This window comes from Phocaeicola massiliensis B84634 = Timone 84634 = DSM 17679 = JCM 13223 (genome assembly GCF_000382445.1).
In the GTDB taxonomy this organism is placed as follows: domain Bacteria; phylum Bacteroidota; class Bacteroidia; order Bacteroidales; family Bacteroidaceae; genus Phocaeicola; species Phocaeicola massiliensis.
Genome location: NZ_KB905472.1, coordinates 1 through 18669 on the forward strand (window position 1 = coordinate 1; position 18669 = coordinate 18669).

The following is an 18669-nucleotide window of genomic DNA, read 5'->3' on the forward strand; positions in this document are numbered from 1 at the left end:
AGTTCTGCAAAGACTTTGGTAATTTCATTTATAGGTATGCAATCTCAGGAATTACCTATAAAGCAGACTATGAATGTTATCCTAAAGCCTGATACAGAAACACTTGAAGAAGTAGTCGTTTTGGGTTATGGTAGCGGCAAAAAAATTGGTAGTATTGTCGGTTCTGTTGCAAAAGTAAATTCGGAAAAATTATCAGCAAAACCTGTAGCTAATGCTATGGATGCTTTACAAGGACAGGTTTCAGGTTTACAAGTTTATACTAGTTCTGGTGAACCGGGCTCTAGCTCAAGTTCATATATTAGAGGTGTAGGCTCTCTAACTGCAGATAATGAACCTTTATATGTTTTGGATGGAACTCCGGTTAGTTCAAGTGTAATGGTAATGATGAATCCTAATGATTTTGAAAGTGTTACTGTATTGAAAGATGCTTCGGCAACTTCTATTTACGGTTCACGTGCTGCTAATGGTGTAATCTATATTACTACAAAAAGAGGAAAAATTGGTGAAAAAGCTGTGATTACAGCATCCGGTAACTATGGTACGGCTAGATTGGCACGAAGAGTAAGTAATCCAATGAATTCAACAGAATTACTTAACTACCAGTTGTCACATGGTATCATTAAACAAGAAACTTATGATAAGTATATCAATTCGGGTATCGATACCAATTGGGAAGATTACTTTTTTAAAGATGACGCACCGACTTATCAAGCCAACTTATCTATCCAAGGTGGTAGTAATAAAACAATGTATTATGTATCCGGTTCATATTATTTTCAAGATGGTATAACTCCTCGTTCAGAATATAATAGATATACATTCCGTTCTAATTTGGAATCAAGACCAACAGATTGGTTGCGTTTTGGAGCTAATTTCGGTGCAACTTACGATGAACAACAAACTTCATTATTTACATATCAGGGATCAAATAATTTGAATGGTGGTATCTTTGGTACTATTTTGAATCCTACTTATTATAATCCTTATGGAGAAGATGGTTCTAAACTGGATGTTATTCCCGGCTTGAACAGATATAGCCCATATTATTTGTCAGACAAGCAACCTTCATCTTCAAACACAGCTCAATTGGACGGTACTGCTTTCATACAGTTGAATCCTATTGAAGGATTGACTATTCGTTCTCAGTTTGGTATAGAAGCTTATGATTTCAGACAAACTTCTAAACGTTTGGCTTCACATCCTAATGCTACTCAGGGAGGATATACCTATGAAGCCTTTAGAAGAAATGCTAAATTGACAATTACCAATACTGCCGAATATAACTTCAAGATTAAAGATATACATGATTTTACAATCTTGATAGGTCAAGAAGGTATTAAAAACGATTATCAACGTTTCGGTTCAGAAACAACCGGGCAAAGTGATGATCGTCTAAGTATGTTGGAAGCCGGTACAGCAGCTACTTTATTAGGAGCTGACGAAAATGATCTCTATACTTATCAATTCTTGTCATTCTTCGGACGTATCAACTATGCTTTAAATGACAAGTATTTTGCAGATTTCTCCATCCGTAATGATGCTTCTTCTCGTTTTGGTAAGGACAACAGAAATGCTATCTTTATGTCAGGAGGTTTGATGTGGAATATGAAAAAAGAGAGTTTCTTAGAGGACGTAAACTTTTTGTCTGATTTAAAACTTAAAGCCAGTATCGGTACTACCGGTAACTCTTCTATCGGCAACTATGATCACTTGGCATTAGTGGGTACTAATTTATATAATGCACAAGGAGGTTGGAAAATTAATACTCCCGGTAATGGAGATTTGGGATGGGAAAAACAAACTTTGGCTAATATCGGAATAGAAGCCAGCTTCTGGAACAAATATCGTATCGAACTGACTTATTATAATAAGAAGACCTCTAATATGTTAATGGATGTACCTGTTCCTTATACTTCAGGTTTCAGTTCTATTACTCAAAACGTGGGTTCAATGACCAACTCCGGTGTTGAAATAGCTGTTTCGCTCGATTTGCTCAAAACAAAAGATTGGTTTGTTGGATTTAATATGAACTATGCATATAATAAGAATAAGATTACTGAATTATTCTATGGTTATGATGAATGGGCGATGCCCAATTATTTGGTGTCATACAATGTCGGTGAACCTGTACAATATTATATGGCTGAGTGGGCCGGAGTAGACCCTGCTGACGGTCAGCAAATGTGGTATATACCGGGAACGGATGGTGAGACAACCAAAGAGTATGATGAAGAACGACTTCAGCAGGCTACCGGTAAAAAACGTTATGCACCCCATAATGGTGGTTTTGGATTAAATGTCTCTTGGAAGGGCTTGAGCCTGAATGCTGATTTTGCATGGGTATTAGGAAAATATATGGTAAACAATGACTATTATTTTGCAGCCAATCCTTATAATTTTGCCGGATATAACCAATCAAAAGATGTGTTGAATGAATGGAAGGAACCCGGTGATATTACTGATATTCCTGCTTATGGAAATGTTATGCAATTTGATACTCACTTATTGGAAAATGCTTCATTCTTGCGTCTGAAGAATATTTCATTGTCGTACACTTTGCCTAAAAATTGGTTACTGCCAACCAAAGTAATACAGGGAGTAAGAATTATGGCTACAGCACGTAACTTGTTTACTATTACAAATTATAAAGGTGCGGATCCTGAATTGGATACTAATTTGACTTATGGTGCTTATCCTAATACAAAGCAATTTACAATTGGTGCTGAATTAACATTCTAAATATTTAAATTATGATACGTAAAATATTCAAAACTATAATATTGTCGTCATCTCTTGTCCTGACTGTGACATCGTGTGACTTAGACCAATATCCTAATGATAGTATCTCTACAGAGACATCTTGGGAGACTGTAGACGACGCGGTTAAATTCCGTAACGGTATTTATTCCTACTTCAAATCTATCAATGGAGGAATTTATACCTATACTGCAGACCAGCAGTCAGATTTATTTAATGCAACAATCTCCTATTCTAACCGTGGTGGAGATATGCATCGTTGGGACTTTACAGCTGCTCAATATGATGTTGAAGATATTTGGCAATATAATTATTATACAATTAATAATTGTAATAATATTATAGCTAATATAGATAAAATTGCAGCTGAAAAAGAAGAGGATAAAGCAACTCTTAATATGATTAAAGGTGAGGCTTATTTAATGCGTGCTATTTGTTATAATACATTAGTAACCCGTTTTGCAAGTGATTATGAACCGGCAACAGCTGCGTCAGCTAAAGGTCTACCGCTGGTTCTTGAAATGGATCCTCAGGGCAAGCCGTCACGTTCTTCATTGGAAGATACTTATAAGCAAATTAAACAGGATATTAAAGAGGCACGCGCTAACCTAACTACTAAAGGTGAAGCTAATTCCGTTTATTTTACAGTAGATGTGATTGATGCGATTGAAGCGCGTGTTGATTTGTATATGCACAATTACGCTGAAGCCATTACATTGGCAAAAGGATTGATTGATAAATACCCTTTGGTTGCAGATGCAAACATGTTTAGCAATATGTGGTTAAATGATGAAAGCTCTGAAATTATTTTTAAGTCATTCCAATCTGTAGATGAACGTGCTAACTCTATGTCATTATACCTTTCTTATAGTACTACAACTGAAAGTTTTAACCCGGATTTTATTCCTTCAAAATGGGTATTAGATCTTTATGAGGATGGTGATATCAGAAAAGAAGTATATTATCGTAAGGATAAAATTACCTGCCTTGAAACAACAGTTGATGATGTTTATATGTTAAACAAGTATCCGGGCAATCCCAAACTGAAGAAATCGGAGTATGAATATTATCAAATGCCAAAAGTATTCCGTGTAGCCGAAGCATATCTAATCGCTGCTGAAGCTTCCTATCAGGCTAATGATGAGGTAAATGCCCTGAAATACTTAAACGATTTGAGAACTCAACGTGGTGCAAGCGTAGTAACTGCGACAGGTGATGCTCTGTTTAAGGAAATAAAGAATGAATGGATTCGTGAATTTGTTGGCGAAGGTCAGCGAATGAATGATTTGAAAAGATGGCATGATGGTCTTCAACGTCATGATCCACAAAACCAAGCTATTTTGATGATTGGAGCCGACTATACTGAACTCACCAAAGAGGCTTCTGACAAACGCTTCTTGTGGGAAATTCCTAATAATGATATGAATGCCAATTCTAATATAGAAGGTAATTGGTAATATATAGAAAATAGATTACTCACTAACTTAAAAAAGAGACTGTCTCAAAAATATTTTGAGATGGTCTCTTTTATTTTTTTTGTAAATAAATCGACATCAAATAATTGCATACAGAAAGTGTATCGGAATCACATATGATGGTAGAATCCAGGTAGAAAACAGTTCATAATATCGCTATTTGAAGGTATTGTAAAGGAGAAGTAAAATCTTATCTAAAAAAATAAAGTGTTATATATCAGTATACTATATATAATTTTAGTTCTGCAAAAACTTTGGTAATTTCATTTATAGGTATGCAATCTCAGGAAGTAGCAATAAAACCTAATTTGAATATTACATTAAAACCTGATACTGAGACTCTTGAAGAGGTAATTGTTACAGCCTATGGTACAGCAAAAAAATCTGCTTTTACAGGTTCTGCCTCTGTGATAAAAGCAGATGAGATTGGAAAAGTACAGACCTCGAATGCTACTGAAGCGTTGACTGGTAAAGTTTCAGGTGTACAGATAAGAACAAGTTCAGGTCAACCGGGTAAAAACTCTCCCTCAATCTTAATTCGTGGTATATCTTCTATTACTGCCGGTAACTCGCCTTTGATTATTTTAGATGGAACTCCTTATGAAGGTGATTTAAATAACATTAATTCACAGGATATTGAATCCATGACTGTACTAAAAGATGCTGCTTCTAATGCTTTGTATGGTGCACGTGGTGCCAATGGTGTTATTATGATTACTACTAAAAAAGGAACTTCGGGAAAAGCTACTGTTACTTTGGATGCAAAATGGGGGGTGAATACACGTGCAACTCAAGATTATAAAACCATTGATAATCCGGCTCAATATTATGAGCTGTATTATAAGGGATTAAAGGATTATTTTATAAATGAGAAGTCATATTCTCCTTCTCAAGCCCATTTATTGGCAAATCAAAATTTATGTGCTTCAAATAGTTATGGTTTGGGGTATAATGTATATACAATTCCTACAGGTCAGTATATGATCGGAGAAAATGGGAAATTAAATCCTAATGCTACTTTAGGCAATATGGTTAACTATAATGGGCAAGACTATTTACTTATTCCGGATAATTGGTTGGATGAAGCTTATAAAACTAGTCTTCGTCAAGAATATAATTTCAGTGTGGCGGCAGGAACAGATAAAGGTTCTTTTTATACTTCATTCAGTTACTTAAAGAATGAAGGAATTTCTCCAAATTCAGATTATAGCCGTTTAACCGGACGTGTAAAAGCCGATTATCAGGCAACAAAATGGTTAAAAATAGGGGTTAATTCATCATATACTCACTATGACTCAAATTCTTTGGGAGAAGATGGTAGTTCTGCTTCTTCCGGTAATGTATTTGCTGCTGCTACTAGAATAGCACCTATTTATCCATTGTATATCCGTGATGGAAAAGGTAATATTATGTATGATAAAAATGGACTTAAAATGTATGACTATGGTGATAAAACAAATGCAGGTCTGGAACGTCCCGCATTTACTAAGTCAAATGCGTTGTCTGATGCCATTTTAAATACAAGAGAAGGTAACGGTAATTCTTTTAGTGGAAGTGTATTTGCAGAAATTCGTTTTTTGAAAGATTTTAAATTTACTAGTACTAATGATGTTTATGTGGATGAAGGGCGTTCTACCACAGTAACCAATCCGTATTATGGTTCATATGCTTCATCTAACGGTATTGTAAGTAAGACTCATGCTCGTATTTTTGCATATAATTTCCAGCAACTGCTTAATTACACGAAGGAAATAGGCAAACACAATATTAATGTAATGTTAGGTCATGAATATAATAGATATGAATATTATAATTTGAATGCTAGCAAATCTAATATGTTTGACCCTAATAATCATGAGTTAGCCGGAGCTGTTACTGATGGTTCACAGGATTCTTATACTACCTTATTGAACAGAGAGGGGTATTTTGGACGAGTTATGTATGATTATGGTGGAAAATATTTCTTCTCAGCTTCTTATCGTCGCGACGCCTCTTCACGCTTCCATCCTGATAATCGTTGGGGTAATTTCTGGTCGGCCGGTGCTTCTTGGTTGATATCTAAAGAAGATTGGTTTGATTATTCATGGATCAATATGCTGAAACTTAAGGCTTCGTATGGTTCTCAGGGTAATGATAACATTGGTAATTACCGTTATGCAAATGTATATACCATCAGAAATTCTAGTGGAAACCCGGCAGCTGTACCGGAAACAATGGGTAACAAAGATATTACTTGGGAAACTAATGGTAACTTTAATGCCGGTATAGAATTCGAGGTATTTGATAGCCGTTTGACGGGTAGCGTAGAGTTCTTCTATCGTAAAACAAGTGATATGTTATTCTCATTTCCATTGCCTCCTACATTTGGTTATACTTCTTATTATGCAAATATTGGTGATATGCGCAATAGAGGCGTGGAATTAGAGTTGAATGGAACTGTTGTCAAAACAAACGATATTACATGGGATATTCGTTTAAATATGACTAACTATAAGAATAAGGTAACATATTTACCGGAAGAACGCAAAACTATGACAATGCCTGACGGAACAAGAGGTTATTCTAGTGGAAACTACTTCTATGGTGAGGATATACCATTATATACTTTTTATTTGAAAAAGTATGCCGGTGTTAATGAGAATGGCGAAGCTTTGTATTATATACAAAAGAAGAATGAGGATGGTACTTATGGAGAGCGTGAAACCACAACAAAATATTCAGATGCCACTACTTATCTGTGTGGAACTGCATTACCTGATGTATACGGTGGTTTTGGTACTACGTTTACTTATAAAGGGTTCGACCTTTCTGTAGATTTTACATATCAATTGGGAGGTCAATGCTATGATGGAGACTATCAAAGTGCTATGAATTCTCCTACTTCTCAGGGAAAAGGAAATGTAATGCATGCAGATTTATTGAATGCTTGGAGTCCTGAAAATCCTAATTCTAACATACCTCGTTTCCAGTTTGCAGATTCATATTCAGCAGCTTCTTCAGACCGATTCCTGACTAGTGCTTCTTATTTGACTTTGCAGAATTTAAACTTGGGCTATACGTTGCCTTCTAATTTATGTCGTCCAATGGGATTGGAAAAGCTGCGTATTTATTTGGCATGTGACAATGTATGGACTTGGTCGAAACGTCAGGGATTAGACCCGCGTCAAAGCATCAGTGGTTCAGGAACGGCATCCTATTATGCTCCTATCCGTACTATTTCGGGAGGTATCACAGTTACATTTTAAATGACAAAAGACTTATACATTATGAAAAAAATATCAAAAATCATATTGGGTATATGTTGCTCCTCTTCATTACTGCTTAGTAGTTGTATTGAGGAAACGTTCCCTACTAACTCTGCAACAGACGAACAATTAACTTCTTCTTCAAAAGCAACAGAAGCTTTGTTATGGGCAATGCCAGCCTTTGTCAATGATTACAAAACCTGGAATGCAGGAGATTATGACTGGGGATATGGCTCTATTATGCATGTCCGTGATGTTATGACAGAAGAAATGGTTATTAATGAAAGTAATTATGACCACTATTCAGCATGGGAGCATAATCAGTATATAGGTCCGAATTACTTGACAACACAATGGATTTGGAACTACTTCTGGAAATTTGTTCAAACAAGTAATAAATTAATTGCAGGTGTTGATCCTAATACAACAGATGAAACTTTGTTAGGATATTTGGGAGCTGCATATGGATATCGAGCTTTTATTTACCTTGATATGGCACGTATGTTTGAATTTTTGGAGAATGACAAGATTTCATCTGTTAATTCGAATGGTAATGATGTATTGCATTTGACGGTACCTATTGTTACAGAATCTATTACTGAGGAAGAAGCGCGAAATAACCCTCGTGTCTCTCGTGAGAAGATGCTCGAATTCATTGAAGGAGATTTGGATAAAGCAGAAGAATATATTAAGTATTTCAGTCGTCCTAAGAAAACGTTACCCGATTTGGCATGTATTTATGGTTTGAAAGCACGTCTGTATATGTGGGTCGAAGATTATGCAAAAGCAAAAGAATATGCACGTAAAGCTATCGATACCGGTAATTATGTACCGACAAATAAAGCCGATTGGACTAATACTACTTCTGGTTTTAATGATATTTCTGCTACATCTTGGATGTGGGGGGCAAGTGTACAAAAAGAAGATGATGTTGTTAAATCCGGTATTATAAACTGGACTTCATGGATGTCGGGTGAAGCTGCTTATGGATACGCAGGTGCTGGTCCTGTACCGATGGCAGATGTTCGCTTCTACAACAAGATTTCAGACAAGGACTTCCGTAAACTTTCATGGAAAGCTCCTAAAGGTAGTGCTTTGGAAAGTCAGAACGAATATTGCAATCCTAGTAGTGCGGTAGATATGGCAGAATATGCTTCTTTAAAATTCCGTCCGGGTTCAGGAAATGTTTCTGACTATAATGTAGGGTCTGCAACTTCTTTCCCATTAATGCGTATAGAAGAAATGTATTTTATCGAAGCGGAAGCAGCAGCTCACTTAAATGCTTCAGATGGTGTCTCTTTAATCAATAGTTTTATGAAGGGCTATCGTTATCCATCTTATGAATGCAAAGTAACTAATCAGGATGATGTTGTAGAAGAAATCGTTTTTCAAAAACGAGTGGAACTTTGGGGAGAAGGACAAAGTTTCTTTGATATTAAACGACTGAATTTACCTGTTACTCGAGCTTATGAAGGAAGTATGCATCATGCAATAGGGCGTTTTAATACTACAACCCGCCCGGCTTGGATGAATATTTGTATCGTTCAAACAGAGGAAAATAATAACAAAGCACTTCTTGGTTATGAAAATCCCGATCCTAGTGATTGTTATAAAGCTGAATAAAATTTGAGCTAACGTATAAAAAGAAATATTATGAAATCTATTAATACATTATTATCTGCATTATTCTTTCTGAGTGCAATTGTTGGTATTACATCTTGTACTGAGGAAGCTGATTATACTCCGGCGCAAAAGCCGGAGAATGCGCAGGTTTATTTCGCTACTGATGAGGCATCGACTGTTTCATTGGAAACAGGTCAGCAATCTTTTATGGTGAGTATTTATCGTATATCCCCCAAGGGGGCATTAACAGTAAATATCACTAGTCAGGATGAAAGTGGTATTTTCACCATACCGTCTTCTGTAACTTTTGCTGAAGGGACAACTAAAGCTGAAATACCTGTAAGTTTTGATTTTGACAAGTTAGAACCTGAAAAGAAGTATCCTATTTCGTTTGCTATTGACGGAAACTCTGAACTTTCGGAGTATGGTAATTCTGAGTTGGTTTTAAATGTTCAGTACGCCCCCTGGGGAGCATGGGAAAAATTTGGTACTGGCGTTTATACATATTCATTGTATTGGGGAGGTAAAGATAGTTATGATATTTATCGCAAGCAATCATTACTTGATGCTAACCAATTTCAGTTTAAAATTTCTCCATGGGGAGCAAATAAAGATACAGAACTTATTATTGACTATAATAAGTCTACCAACCAAGCTAAAGTGTATAGAGAAACTCAGGTGGCTACTCATAGTACATATGGTGCAGTTTATGTTTCTGATATCGTTTATTATATCGATAATATTGAGGGAAAAACGGGAAGTTACGAAAAATATCCATGTACTTTTAATCCTGAAACAGGACTGTTTTCTTTAAATTTGATTTATTATGTTGGAGCTGGTTATTTTGGTCAAGGAGTTGAAACATTCCAATTGGATGGTTTCAAACAATATGATTACAGTATAACAATGACTAATAAAGGAAATTATATTGACCTTGATAAACAGGACAATGCGGTTATTGGTTTCGTTGCAGGTACGGATGTGGATTTTTATAAATATGTATTGGTTGCCGGAGCATTGTCTGATAATGAAATAGATAAAGTTGCTAATGGTATTATTGATGGAAGTATTGAGTCTGCAGAAGTTAAAGGGAATAATAGCATAGCATTTCCATTATCTGAAGCTGGGAAATACACTGTTGTAGCTGTTACTTATAATGAAAATGAAGAAGTGCAACTCCATAATGCGTTAATATTTGATTTTGAACCGGCAGGTAAACCGAATCCTTGGGTTTCATTAGGCAATTGTGGCTATACAGACGATTTTGTATTTACTTCTTATTTTGAGACTGAAAGTGCTGATGACGTAGCTTCTTATCCTGTAGAAATATATGAGAATAAGGAGCAACCCGGAATGTTCCGCTTGCAGAATCCTTACGGACCGGAAAGTTTCTATGGAGAAGTTGAAGGAGCAGTATTTGCTGATGGGAATCATAATATTGTAATTAATGCAACAGATCCTGAAGGAGTGTATATAGAGCTTCAGTCAACAGGATTAGATTTAGGAGATGCAGAGATTGGTATATATTCCATGGCTGGTTATTATTTGGATGAAGGAAAGACATTGGAAGAGGTTAAGGTTGCAGGAGTATGTGGTACTTATAAAAATAATATTATAACTTTTCCGAAAGAGGCTTTAGCAATTGTTTTAGGTGAAAAGATGTATAAAGCCAATATCTATGGCGCTTGGAAAATAGACATGAATGCATTGCAAAAAACAAACAGGTCGGTTTCTACATTTAATTGGAACTCTTTGCAGAAGTCTGTTTTTGCAGGGAATTCATTAATGTCTGTTCCTGATTATCGAATTATGCATGTAAGAGGACAAAAGGTCGATACTCAAAGAGTGGTTAAAGTACGTAATTTTAAATACTAAAACTCAATAAAATGATAGTGCATCCTATAAAAGGGTGCACTATTGTTATATGGCTCTACATAATAACCAAAAACTCAATCTTATGAAACACTTCGTTCATATCTTTCTTCTATTATCAATGTGTTTCTGTTTTCAAGTACAAGCACAGGGGCTCAAGACTTTTAAGTTAAAAAACGGCATGTCTGTTTTTATTTGGGAAGATTCGGGCAAATCAGATGTGTTTGGAGAAGTTGTTGTTCGCACCGGTGCAGTCAATGACCCGGAACAATATACCGGTCTGGCTCATTATCTGGAACATGTCATGTTCAAAGGTACACAGAAGATCGGTGCACTCGACTGGGAAAAGGAAGCTCCCATTTATGAACAAATCATAGCTAAATATGATGAAATGGCCGGGGAGAATGATCCTGTCAGAAAAGAAGTTATCGGAAAGGAAATTAATAACCTTACTATTGAAGCAGGTAAGATCAGCCTTTCTAATGAGTTTTCCGAACTCATTGAAGGAATGGGCGGAACAGGGCTTAATGCCGGAACAAGTTTAGATTATACAGTGTTCTATAATACCTTTCCTCCTTATCAGATAAACAAATGGCTGGAAATCTCTTCCGAACGGTTTGTAAATCCTGTTTTTCGTACATTTCAGCATGAGTTGGAAACTGTTTATGAAGAGTATAATCGCAACAAAGATAATCCTAACAGCCAAACCGGTGAGTTTATGATGCAACAGGCATTTGCCGGACATCCTTACTCACGGTCAATACTTGGTTTGGGGGAGCATTTGAAGAATCCCCGCCTGAGTCAGCTTATCAAATTCTACAATGATTGGTACACCCCGGAGAATATGGCTCTTATTTTGGTGGGGAATGTTGATACCAAGAAAATAATGGGACGCATTGCCGCTGCTTTCGGTAAGTTACATTCCAAAGCTACTCCCGAGCGTAAAGTCTATCCTGATTTGGACATCAAGGGGCGTGTGCAATACAACACCAAGTTTTCTCGGTATCCCTCTGTCATGCTGGTCTATAAGGGGGTGAAGAACGGTCATCAGGATGAAACTGCGTTGGAAATCTGTATGCAACTGCTCAGTAATGGCAGTCAGACCGGTCTGCTGAACAAACTGACGATTGATGGTGAACTTTTGGGAGGGGATGCCTCGCCCGTGACATTTCGTGAACAGGGAAGAAATATTATTACCGGTGTTCCTTCTTATGATAATAATCAAAGGCGTTTTGAATCCAACAAAAGTGTTGAAAAGAAGCTGCTGAAGGCTATTCGGCAGATAGCCCAAGGCGATTTTGAACCATGGGTTGTGGAGACCGTCAAATCCGGTATGTGTCGGGATTTTGACTTGCGTATGGAATCCAATAACTTTAAGGCCCACCTTTTGGAGGATGCCTTTGTCAATGAGCGGGATATCAATCAGGTATTGAATTATAAAGATGTCGTCATGGGAATATCTGTTGATGATATCAAACGGGTTGCGAGAGAGTATCTGACAGGCAATTACCTTGCTATTTACAATGAGAAGGGTAAGCCGGACAAGAGCCAGAAGATTAAGAAGCCTGACTATATGCCCATTGAGCCACCTGTCGGACAGTCTTCTCTGTATGCCCGTCAGTTCAAGAATATGGCTATTAATAAGGTAGAGGAAAAGTTTGTTGATTGGAGTAGGGTGCAGGAACGTAAGCTTAATGACTATTCTCATGTGTATTATACCCGAAATGAGGAGAATGAGGTGTTTACTTTATTATTGAAATACGGTGTCGGTTCGGAGATTTTCCCTCGGCTTGAGTATGCCGCTTCGCTGATGAACAATGCCGGTATTATGGGAAGCTTTGAGCCCCAAGAACTGAAAGAAGAGTTGAGCAAATTGAATGCGACGTGTGTCGTGGATGCCGATGACAGTTATCTGTATGTGACATTACGCGGTTATGAGAATGCACTTCAACAGGCCTGCCAGTTGCTTACCCGCCAGTTACTGATGCCTAAACTGGACGAAAGACAGTTGAAGAGTCTGGAAGGGAATGTGATAAGCGGTCGTATTACCCGCAAGGAAAATGTCAATTTGCTGGCAGATGCCTTGCGTCAGTATATTATGTATGGTGATAAGTCTGATTATAAATCGGAGCTGACCGACAAGGAACTGACGGAGCTGAACCTCTCGGAATTGACCGGTGATATCAATCGTGCTACGGCCTATGCGTCGGAAATCCACTACTCGGGTACCTTGCCTTTTGAAACCGTCTATCAGGTGCTGAGTACTTCACTGCCTTTGGTGGCGGGCGAGAAGCAGAGTTCCTCTCCTGTTATGAAGGATATGATAAGCCCGATGGAAAATACGGTTTATTTCCTTCCTAACAGTGATGCCCGACAAAGCCAGATTTATTTCTATATTCCTATGGGAGATTATAATCGGGAAGAGAATGTAAGGCGTGAGGCTTTTAATCAGTATATCAGTGGCGGTTTCAGCGGATTGATAATGAATGAGATTCGTGAAAAGAATTCTATGGCGTATACCGCTTATGGTTTTGCCTCTTCGCGCGGGCTTCCGGGAGCGCAGACTTATTTCTCCGGTTATATCGGTACCCAAAATGACAAGGCTGTTGACGCTATTGATTTATATATGAAGTTATTGACGGATATGCCTGAACGACCGGGACGTATTGATAATATAAAGAGCTACTTGCGCCAATCAGCTTTGACCGATCACCCTGATTCTCGTAACTTGAGTCTCCGGATAGCGGAATGGAAACGCAGGGGCTATACTGACGATCCGGATAAGGAGGAACTACCTTTGATTGATTCCTTGACATTCCCGGATATTGTGGATTATTATCAAAAGAATATCAAGGGCAAGCCGATTATAATCGGAGTTTTGGGAAATCCTAAGGATATAAGTATTGATGCGTTGAAGAAATTTGGAAAAGTAATAAGACTGAACGAGAAAAAACTCTTTAATGAAAAAGATACCATGTTTTAGTTCTTTTATAGAATTGAACAGGAGGATTCATATCTCAGAAGAATCATAAAAAAGAGGATGAACGTTCAACGTTCATCCTCTTTTTTTGTTATATTTGTCGCGAACTTATTTATAATCATAGATAAATGAAAGAATTTGTAATATCTGAAGCACAAGTCGAAACGGCTATTCTGGTAGGTCTTGTTACGCAGACTCAGGATGAACGGAAGACAATGGAGTATCTGGACGAATTGGAGTTCTTGGCAGAAACGGCAGGAGCAACGGTTGTGAAGAGGTATACTCAAAAGTTACCGTCTGCCAACTCTGTGACTTATGTTGGTAAAGGGAAACTGGAAGAGATTAAGGAATATATTCATCGGGAGGAAGAGGAAGAACGAGAAATCGGAATGGTGATTTTTGATGATGAGCTTTCTGCAAAGCAGATACGGAATATTGAGGCTGAACTGAAGGTGAAGATATTGGATCGTACTTCACTGATTCTTGATATTTTTGCCATGCGTGCGCAAACAGCAAATGCCAAAACTCAAGTAGAACTGGCTCAATACAAATATATGTTGCCCCGTCTGCAACGCTTGTGGACACACTTGGAGCGTCAGGGCGGTGGATCAGGTGCCGGTGGTGGAAAAGGGTCTGTAGGTTTGCGTGGACCGGGTGAAACACAATTGGAAATGGACCGCCGTATCATCTTGAACCGTATGTCTTTATTGAAGGAGCGTTTGGCAGAGATTGATAAGCAAAAAATGACTCAGCGGAAAAACCGCGGCCGAATGATACGTGTGGCGTTGGTAGGATATACTAACGTAGGAAAATCGACATTGATGAATCTGCTTTCAAAAAGTGAAGTCTTTGCAGAAAACAAGTTGTTTGCTACGTTGGATACGACCGTGCGCAAGGTCATAATTGATAATTTACCTTTTCTTTTGACGGATACGGTAGGGTTTATCCGTAAGTTGCCGACAGATTTGGTCGATTCTTTTAAATCGACATTGGATGAGGTGCGTGAAGCGGATTTGTTGATTCACGTGGTAGATATTTCGCATCCTGATTTTGAAGAACAAATAGCGGTAGTAGACAAAACCATTGCGGATTTAGGTGCCGGTGGTAAACCCACTATGATTGTGTTCAACAAAATAGATGCATACACTTATATCGAGAAACCGGAAGACGATTTGACTCCTAAAACCAAGGAAAACATTACTTTGGATGAGTTGATGAATACGTGGATGGCTAAATTGAATGATAATTGTATTTTCATCTCGGCAAAAGAGAAAACTAATTTGGAAGAACTGAAGGAGGTCATATATAATAAGGTAAGGGAACTCCATGTGCAGAAGTACCCTTATAATGATTTCCTTTATCAGACTTATGACGAAACGGATGTCTCTTTGTAGCCGAAGAGGTGAAAATTTCTGAAAGTGAATGCAGTAGAAGGATAATAGAATGAAAATAAAAGAAATACCTATATTATTGCTGACCGGTTATTTAGGCAGTGGAAAAACTACGCTGGTCAATCATATTCTTTCCAATAAGCGTGGTGTCAAGTTCGCAGTTATTGTCAATGATATTGGTGAAGTGAACATTGATGCCGACTTGATTCAGAAAGGTGGAATTGTAGACAAGAAAGACGATAGTTTGGTGGCACTTCAGAATGGTTGTATCTGTTGTACTCTGAAGATGGATTTGGTGGAGCAGATAGATGATATCATGAAATTGGGGCGTTTTGACTATATTGTTATTGAGGCAAGCGGCGTTTGTGAACCCGCTCCTATTGCACAGACCATTTGTTCTATTTCAGGCATGAATACTGTGTACGGTTCATGCCGGTTAGATTGTATTGTAACTGTAGTAGATGCTTTACGTTTGCAAAGTGAATTTTCTTGCGGTAATGATTTAACTCGTAAAGGTATTGATGAAGAAGATATTGAAAATCTGATTATCCAACAGATTGAATTCTGTAATATTATCCTGTTGAATAAAGCTTCGGAAGTAAAGCGTGATGAATTGGAGCGTATCAAGCAAATTATCCGTACTTTGCAACCGGCTGCCGAAATCGTAGAATGTGACTATGCCGAGGTGGACTTGAATAAGATTATTAATACGGGGTTGTTTGATTTTGAACGGACTGCCACTTCTGCCGGCTGGATACGTGGTATAGAAGGAGTACTAACAGAAGAGCAGAAACGGGAGGCGGAAGAGCGCGGACATCACCATCACCACGAAGAACATGAAGGGGATACTCATCACGCAGAGCACGATGAGCATTGTCACCATCATCATGAAGGTGGTGAAGTGGAGGAATATGGCATCAGTACTTTTGTTTACTATCGTCGTCCTGCGTTCGATATTCATAAGTTCGACCATTTTGTTGCTACCAAATGGGGCCGTAATATTATCCGTGCTAAGGGGGTATGTTACTTTAGCAATAACCCGGACATGTCTTTCCTTTTTGAACAGGCCGGTGTGCAGAAGAAACTGAAAGAAGCAGGTTTGTGGTATGCCACAGCGCCGGAAGAAGAATTGATGGAAGTGATGCGCCGGGAACCGGGCTTGCTGCGTGATTGGGACGATAAATATGGTGACCGTATGCAGAAGATTGTTTTTATCGGTCAGCATTTGGATAAGGAACAGTTGGTACGTGACTTAGATGCGTGTTTGGAATAATATTTCTTTTAGGCACAGAACTCAAGGATAAACACGGATTATTTTTTATTCCGTAAGCTCCATGTTTTCTGTGCCTAAAAGAAATAGTGTATACTCTATTTCTTCTTCACTATCGGAAGTAGAAGTCTGGTTGCTGCATTTTGTTGGTGAAATATCTTAATGTCTTGTTTCATCACAAAATCTTCCACTCCGCAATGATAAGTGTCTATGAACTTCTGTGGGTTGCGGTCAATGATGGGGAACCATGAACTTTGAATTTGTATCATCAGCCTGTGTCCGGGTAAGAAAGAGTGGGCTACATCGTATAAAGTATAGTTGACCGGTGTTATTTCTTCCGGTTTGAAAGGTTTGGGGCTGTCAAACCCTTCCCGAAAACGTCCTCGGAACAATTCGCCGCGAACCATTTGTTGGAATCCACTCATGGGATAATTACTTTTCAGTTGTTTGCGTATTTCTTGTGGATATTCGAATCTTTCGGGATAAACATCAATCACTTTCACCATGAAGTCTGCATCGGTGCTGCTTATGGCTGTCATGAGTTCCACTTCGATTGGACCTGCCAAGGTTAGTGTGTCTTTCAAAGGTTCGGTCATGAAGGTAATGACATCCGGGCGTGAAGTGGCAAAACGTTGGTCATCAATCATGTATTCCAATGTGCGGTAAGTAGTCGGATTGGCTGTATAAGGAACCGGCCGTGACATATCCGATACATATTCTGTATATGATTTCTCTTCTTTCGGTGCCTGAGTGGATACTGAACCGTCGGCATGGATATAATAAGGAGTTGGAACCATTTCTTTTGCAGGCCATTCTTCATAAGTCTTCCATTCATTCTCGCCGGAATAGAATATGTTTACCCGATTTTTGGGCTTTTCTCCTTCTCCTTCCAAAAAATAGCGAAAGAAGGGATACTGAATCTCATCCATATAATAAGCCGAAGTACTTTTGCCAAAATAAACATTTCCGATACTTTGGAAGCTGTGGCGTGTCCAAGCGCCATGCCACCAAGGACCGAAAGTCAGATAAAGGTCGGTTTCGGGAGACTGCTCTTTGATTGCTTTGTATAAGTTCCATGCACCATAGCAATCCTCTGAATCATACAGTCCGCCCACTACCAGTATAGCAGGTTTCAGATTGTAGCAAGATGTACGTGCATCACGCTCTTTCCAGAATTCGTCAAAGTTGGGATGATTCTTGATATTGTTCCACATGGTTTCAGTTGTATCTCTCACCAGATTATCTATGTCTTTAAATGTGCCGATAGACAGGAAGTCGGTATATACATCGTTTTTCACAATCTGATGCATTACGCCTTTTCCCATGTTGCGGCCTTCCAGACGGGGGAGAAAATTGGTGGTTTGCAGGAGGGTAAACGCACCATTGTGATGGCGGTCGTCTCCCCTGAACCAGTCTGTGACCGGAGCTTGCGGTGAAACGGCCTTCAATGCCGGATGATTACATGAGGCGGTCATGGTGGCATAAAAGCCTTCATAGCTGATGCCCCAGGTTCCTACACGTTCATTGCTGTGAGTGTGATGAATCAGCCATTCGATGGTATCATAAGTATCGGTGGCTTCATCTATATTTTTCTTATCTTTTTTCCCTTTTCTGTTTTTGTTTAACGGGCGTAATTGTACAAAGTCTCCTTCACTTTTGTGGCGGCCGCGAACATCTTGAAAAACAATGATATAGTTCTTGTCAACATACTTTTTCAGCGCGGTTTTCAGATAATTATCAAACCTTTCTCCGTAAGGGCTGCACGAATAAGGGGTACGCATCATCAGGGTAGGGTGTTTCCGACTGTTGTCTTTCGGTTCGTAAATAGCAGTGTAGAGTTGCACTCCGTCACGCATCGGAATCATAACCTCCCGCTTGGTATAGATTTCCATGAGTCGGAGCTCCAAACTGTCCGGTTGGTTGGTGGCTCTGTCGCGGGTCCATCCTTTCAGACCGAAAAAGCATAAAAATAGAGAAGTGATAAGAAGTAATTTGCCTGTTCTTTCCATATACAATATTAGGTTATTAAATAATGAGTCGGCAAAGGTAAGGACAT

General features: G+C 38.5%; 9 protein-coding genes. 8 read left to right on the forward strand and 1 reads right to left on the reverse strand.

The window, feature by feature from the left end; translation table 11 throughout:
- Nucleotides 1–15 precede the first annotated feature (15 nt).
- From HMPREF1534_RS18735 to HMPREF1534_RS18700, 8 genes are all read left to right on the forward strand, one after another.
- Complete coding sequence (locus HMPREF1534_RS18735) at nt 16–2739, forward strand: SusC/RagA family TonB-linked outer membrane protein (RefSeq protein WP_081619622.1); 2724 nt, start codon at nt 16–18, stop codon at nt 2737–2739.
- Nucleotides 2740–2750: 11 nt separating this feature from the next.
- Complete coding sequence (locus tag HMPREF1534_RS18730) at nt 2751–4214, forward strand: RagB/SusD family nutrient uptake outer membrane protein (RefSeq protein WP_005935371.1); 1464 nt, start codon at nt 2751–2753, stop codon at nt 4212–4214.
- A gap of 293 nt (nt 4215–4507) precedes the next feature.
- Nucleotides 4508–7477, forward strand: coding sequence for a SusC/RagA family TonB-linked outer membrane protein (locus HMPREF1534_RS18725; RefSeq protein WP_005935374.1), 2970 nt, complete (start codon nt 4508–4510; stop codon nt 7475–7477).
- Between the two features lie 21 nt (nt 7478–7498).
- Complete coding sequence (locus HMPREF1534_RS18720; RefSeq protein WP_005935376.1) at nt 7499–9100, forward strand: RagB/SusD family nutrient uptake outer membrane protein; 1602 nt, start codon at nt 7499–7501, stop codon at nt 9098–9100.
- A gap of 30 nt (nt 9101–9130) precedes the next feature.
- Nucleotides 9131–10975 carry a hypothetical protein gene (locus HMPREF1534_RS18715; protein WP_005935378.1) on the forward strand — a complete coding sequence of 615 codons (1845 nt, stop codon included), beginning with the start codon at nt 9131–9133 and terminating at the stop codon, nt 10973–10975.
- 82 nt (nt 10976–11057) lie between these two features.
- Complete coding sequence (locus tag HMPREF1534_RS18710; RefSeq protein ID WP_005935381.1) at nt 11058–13955, forward strand: M16 family metallopeptidase; 2898 nt, start codon at nt 11058–11060, stop codon at nt 13953–13955.
- A 125-nt stretch (nt 13956–14080) separates the two neighbouring features.
- The gene (hflX, locus tag HMPREF1534_RS18705) at nt 14081–15346 is read left to right on the forward strand and encodes a GTPase HflX (RefSeq protein WP_005935384.1); all 1266 of its coding nucleotides are present in this window, start codon (nt 14081–14083) and stop codon (nt 15344–15346) included.
- Between the two features lie 49 nt (nt 15347–15395).
- Nucleotides 15396–16616, forward strand: a complete 1221-nt coding sequence (locus HMPREF1534_RS18700) for a GTP-binding protein (RefSeq protein WP_005935388.1) — start codon at nt 15396–15398, stop codon at nt 16614–16616.
- 95 nt (nt 16617–16711) lie between these two features.
- Here the strand turns inward: HMPREF1534_RS18700 and HMPREF1534_RS18695 are convergent, their stop codons facing one another.
- Nucleotides 16712–18622 carry a CocE/NonD family hydrolase gene (locus HMPREF1534_RS18695; RefSeq protein ID WP_005935390.1) on the reverse strand — a complete coding sequence of 637 codons (1911 nt, stop codon included), beginning with the start codon at nt 18620–18622 and terminating at the stop codon, nt 16712–16714.
- Nucleotides 18623–18669 lie beyond the last annotated feature (47 nt).

What these genes read in the sequence shown, in the direction of transcription:
- HMPREF1534_RS18730 (WP_005935371.1), top strand. Translation starts at nt 2,751, where the DNA reads ATGATACGTAAAATATTCAAAACTATAATATTGTCGTCATCTCTTGTC.
- HMPREF1534_RS18725 (WP_005935374.1), top strand. Translation starts at nt 4,508, where the DNA reads ATGCAATCTCAGGAAGTAGCAATAAAACCTAATTTGAATATTACATTA.
- HMPREF1534_RS18720 (WP_005935376.1), top strand. Translation starts at nt 7,499, where the DNA reads ATGAAAAAAATATCAAAAATCATATTGGGTATATGTTGCTCCTCTTCA.
- HMPREF1534_RS18715 (WP_005935378.1), top strand. Translation starts at nt 9,131, where the DNA reads ATGAAATCTATTAATACATTATTATCTGCATTATTCTTTCTGAGTGCA.
- HMPREF1534_RS18710 (WP_005935381.1), top strand. Translation starts at nt 11,058, where the DNA reads ATGAAACACTTCGTTCATATCTTTCTTCTATTATCAATGTGTTTCTGT.
- hflX (WP_005935384.1), top strand. Translation starts at nt 14,081, where the DNA reads ATGAAAGAATTTGTAATATCTGAAGCACAAGTCGAAACGGCTATTCTG.
- HMPREF1534_RS18700 (WP_005935388.1), top strand. Translation starts at nt 15,396, where the DNA reads ATGAAAATAAAAGAAATACCTATATTATTGCTGACCGGTTATTTAGGC.
- HMPREF1534_RS18695 (WP_005935390.1), bottom strand. Translation starts at nt 18,622, where the DNA reads ATGGAAAGAACAGGCAAATTACTTCTTATCACTTCTCTATTTTTATGC.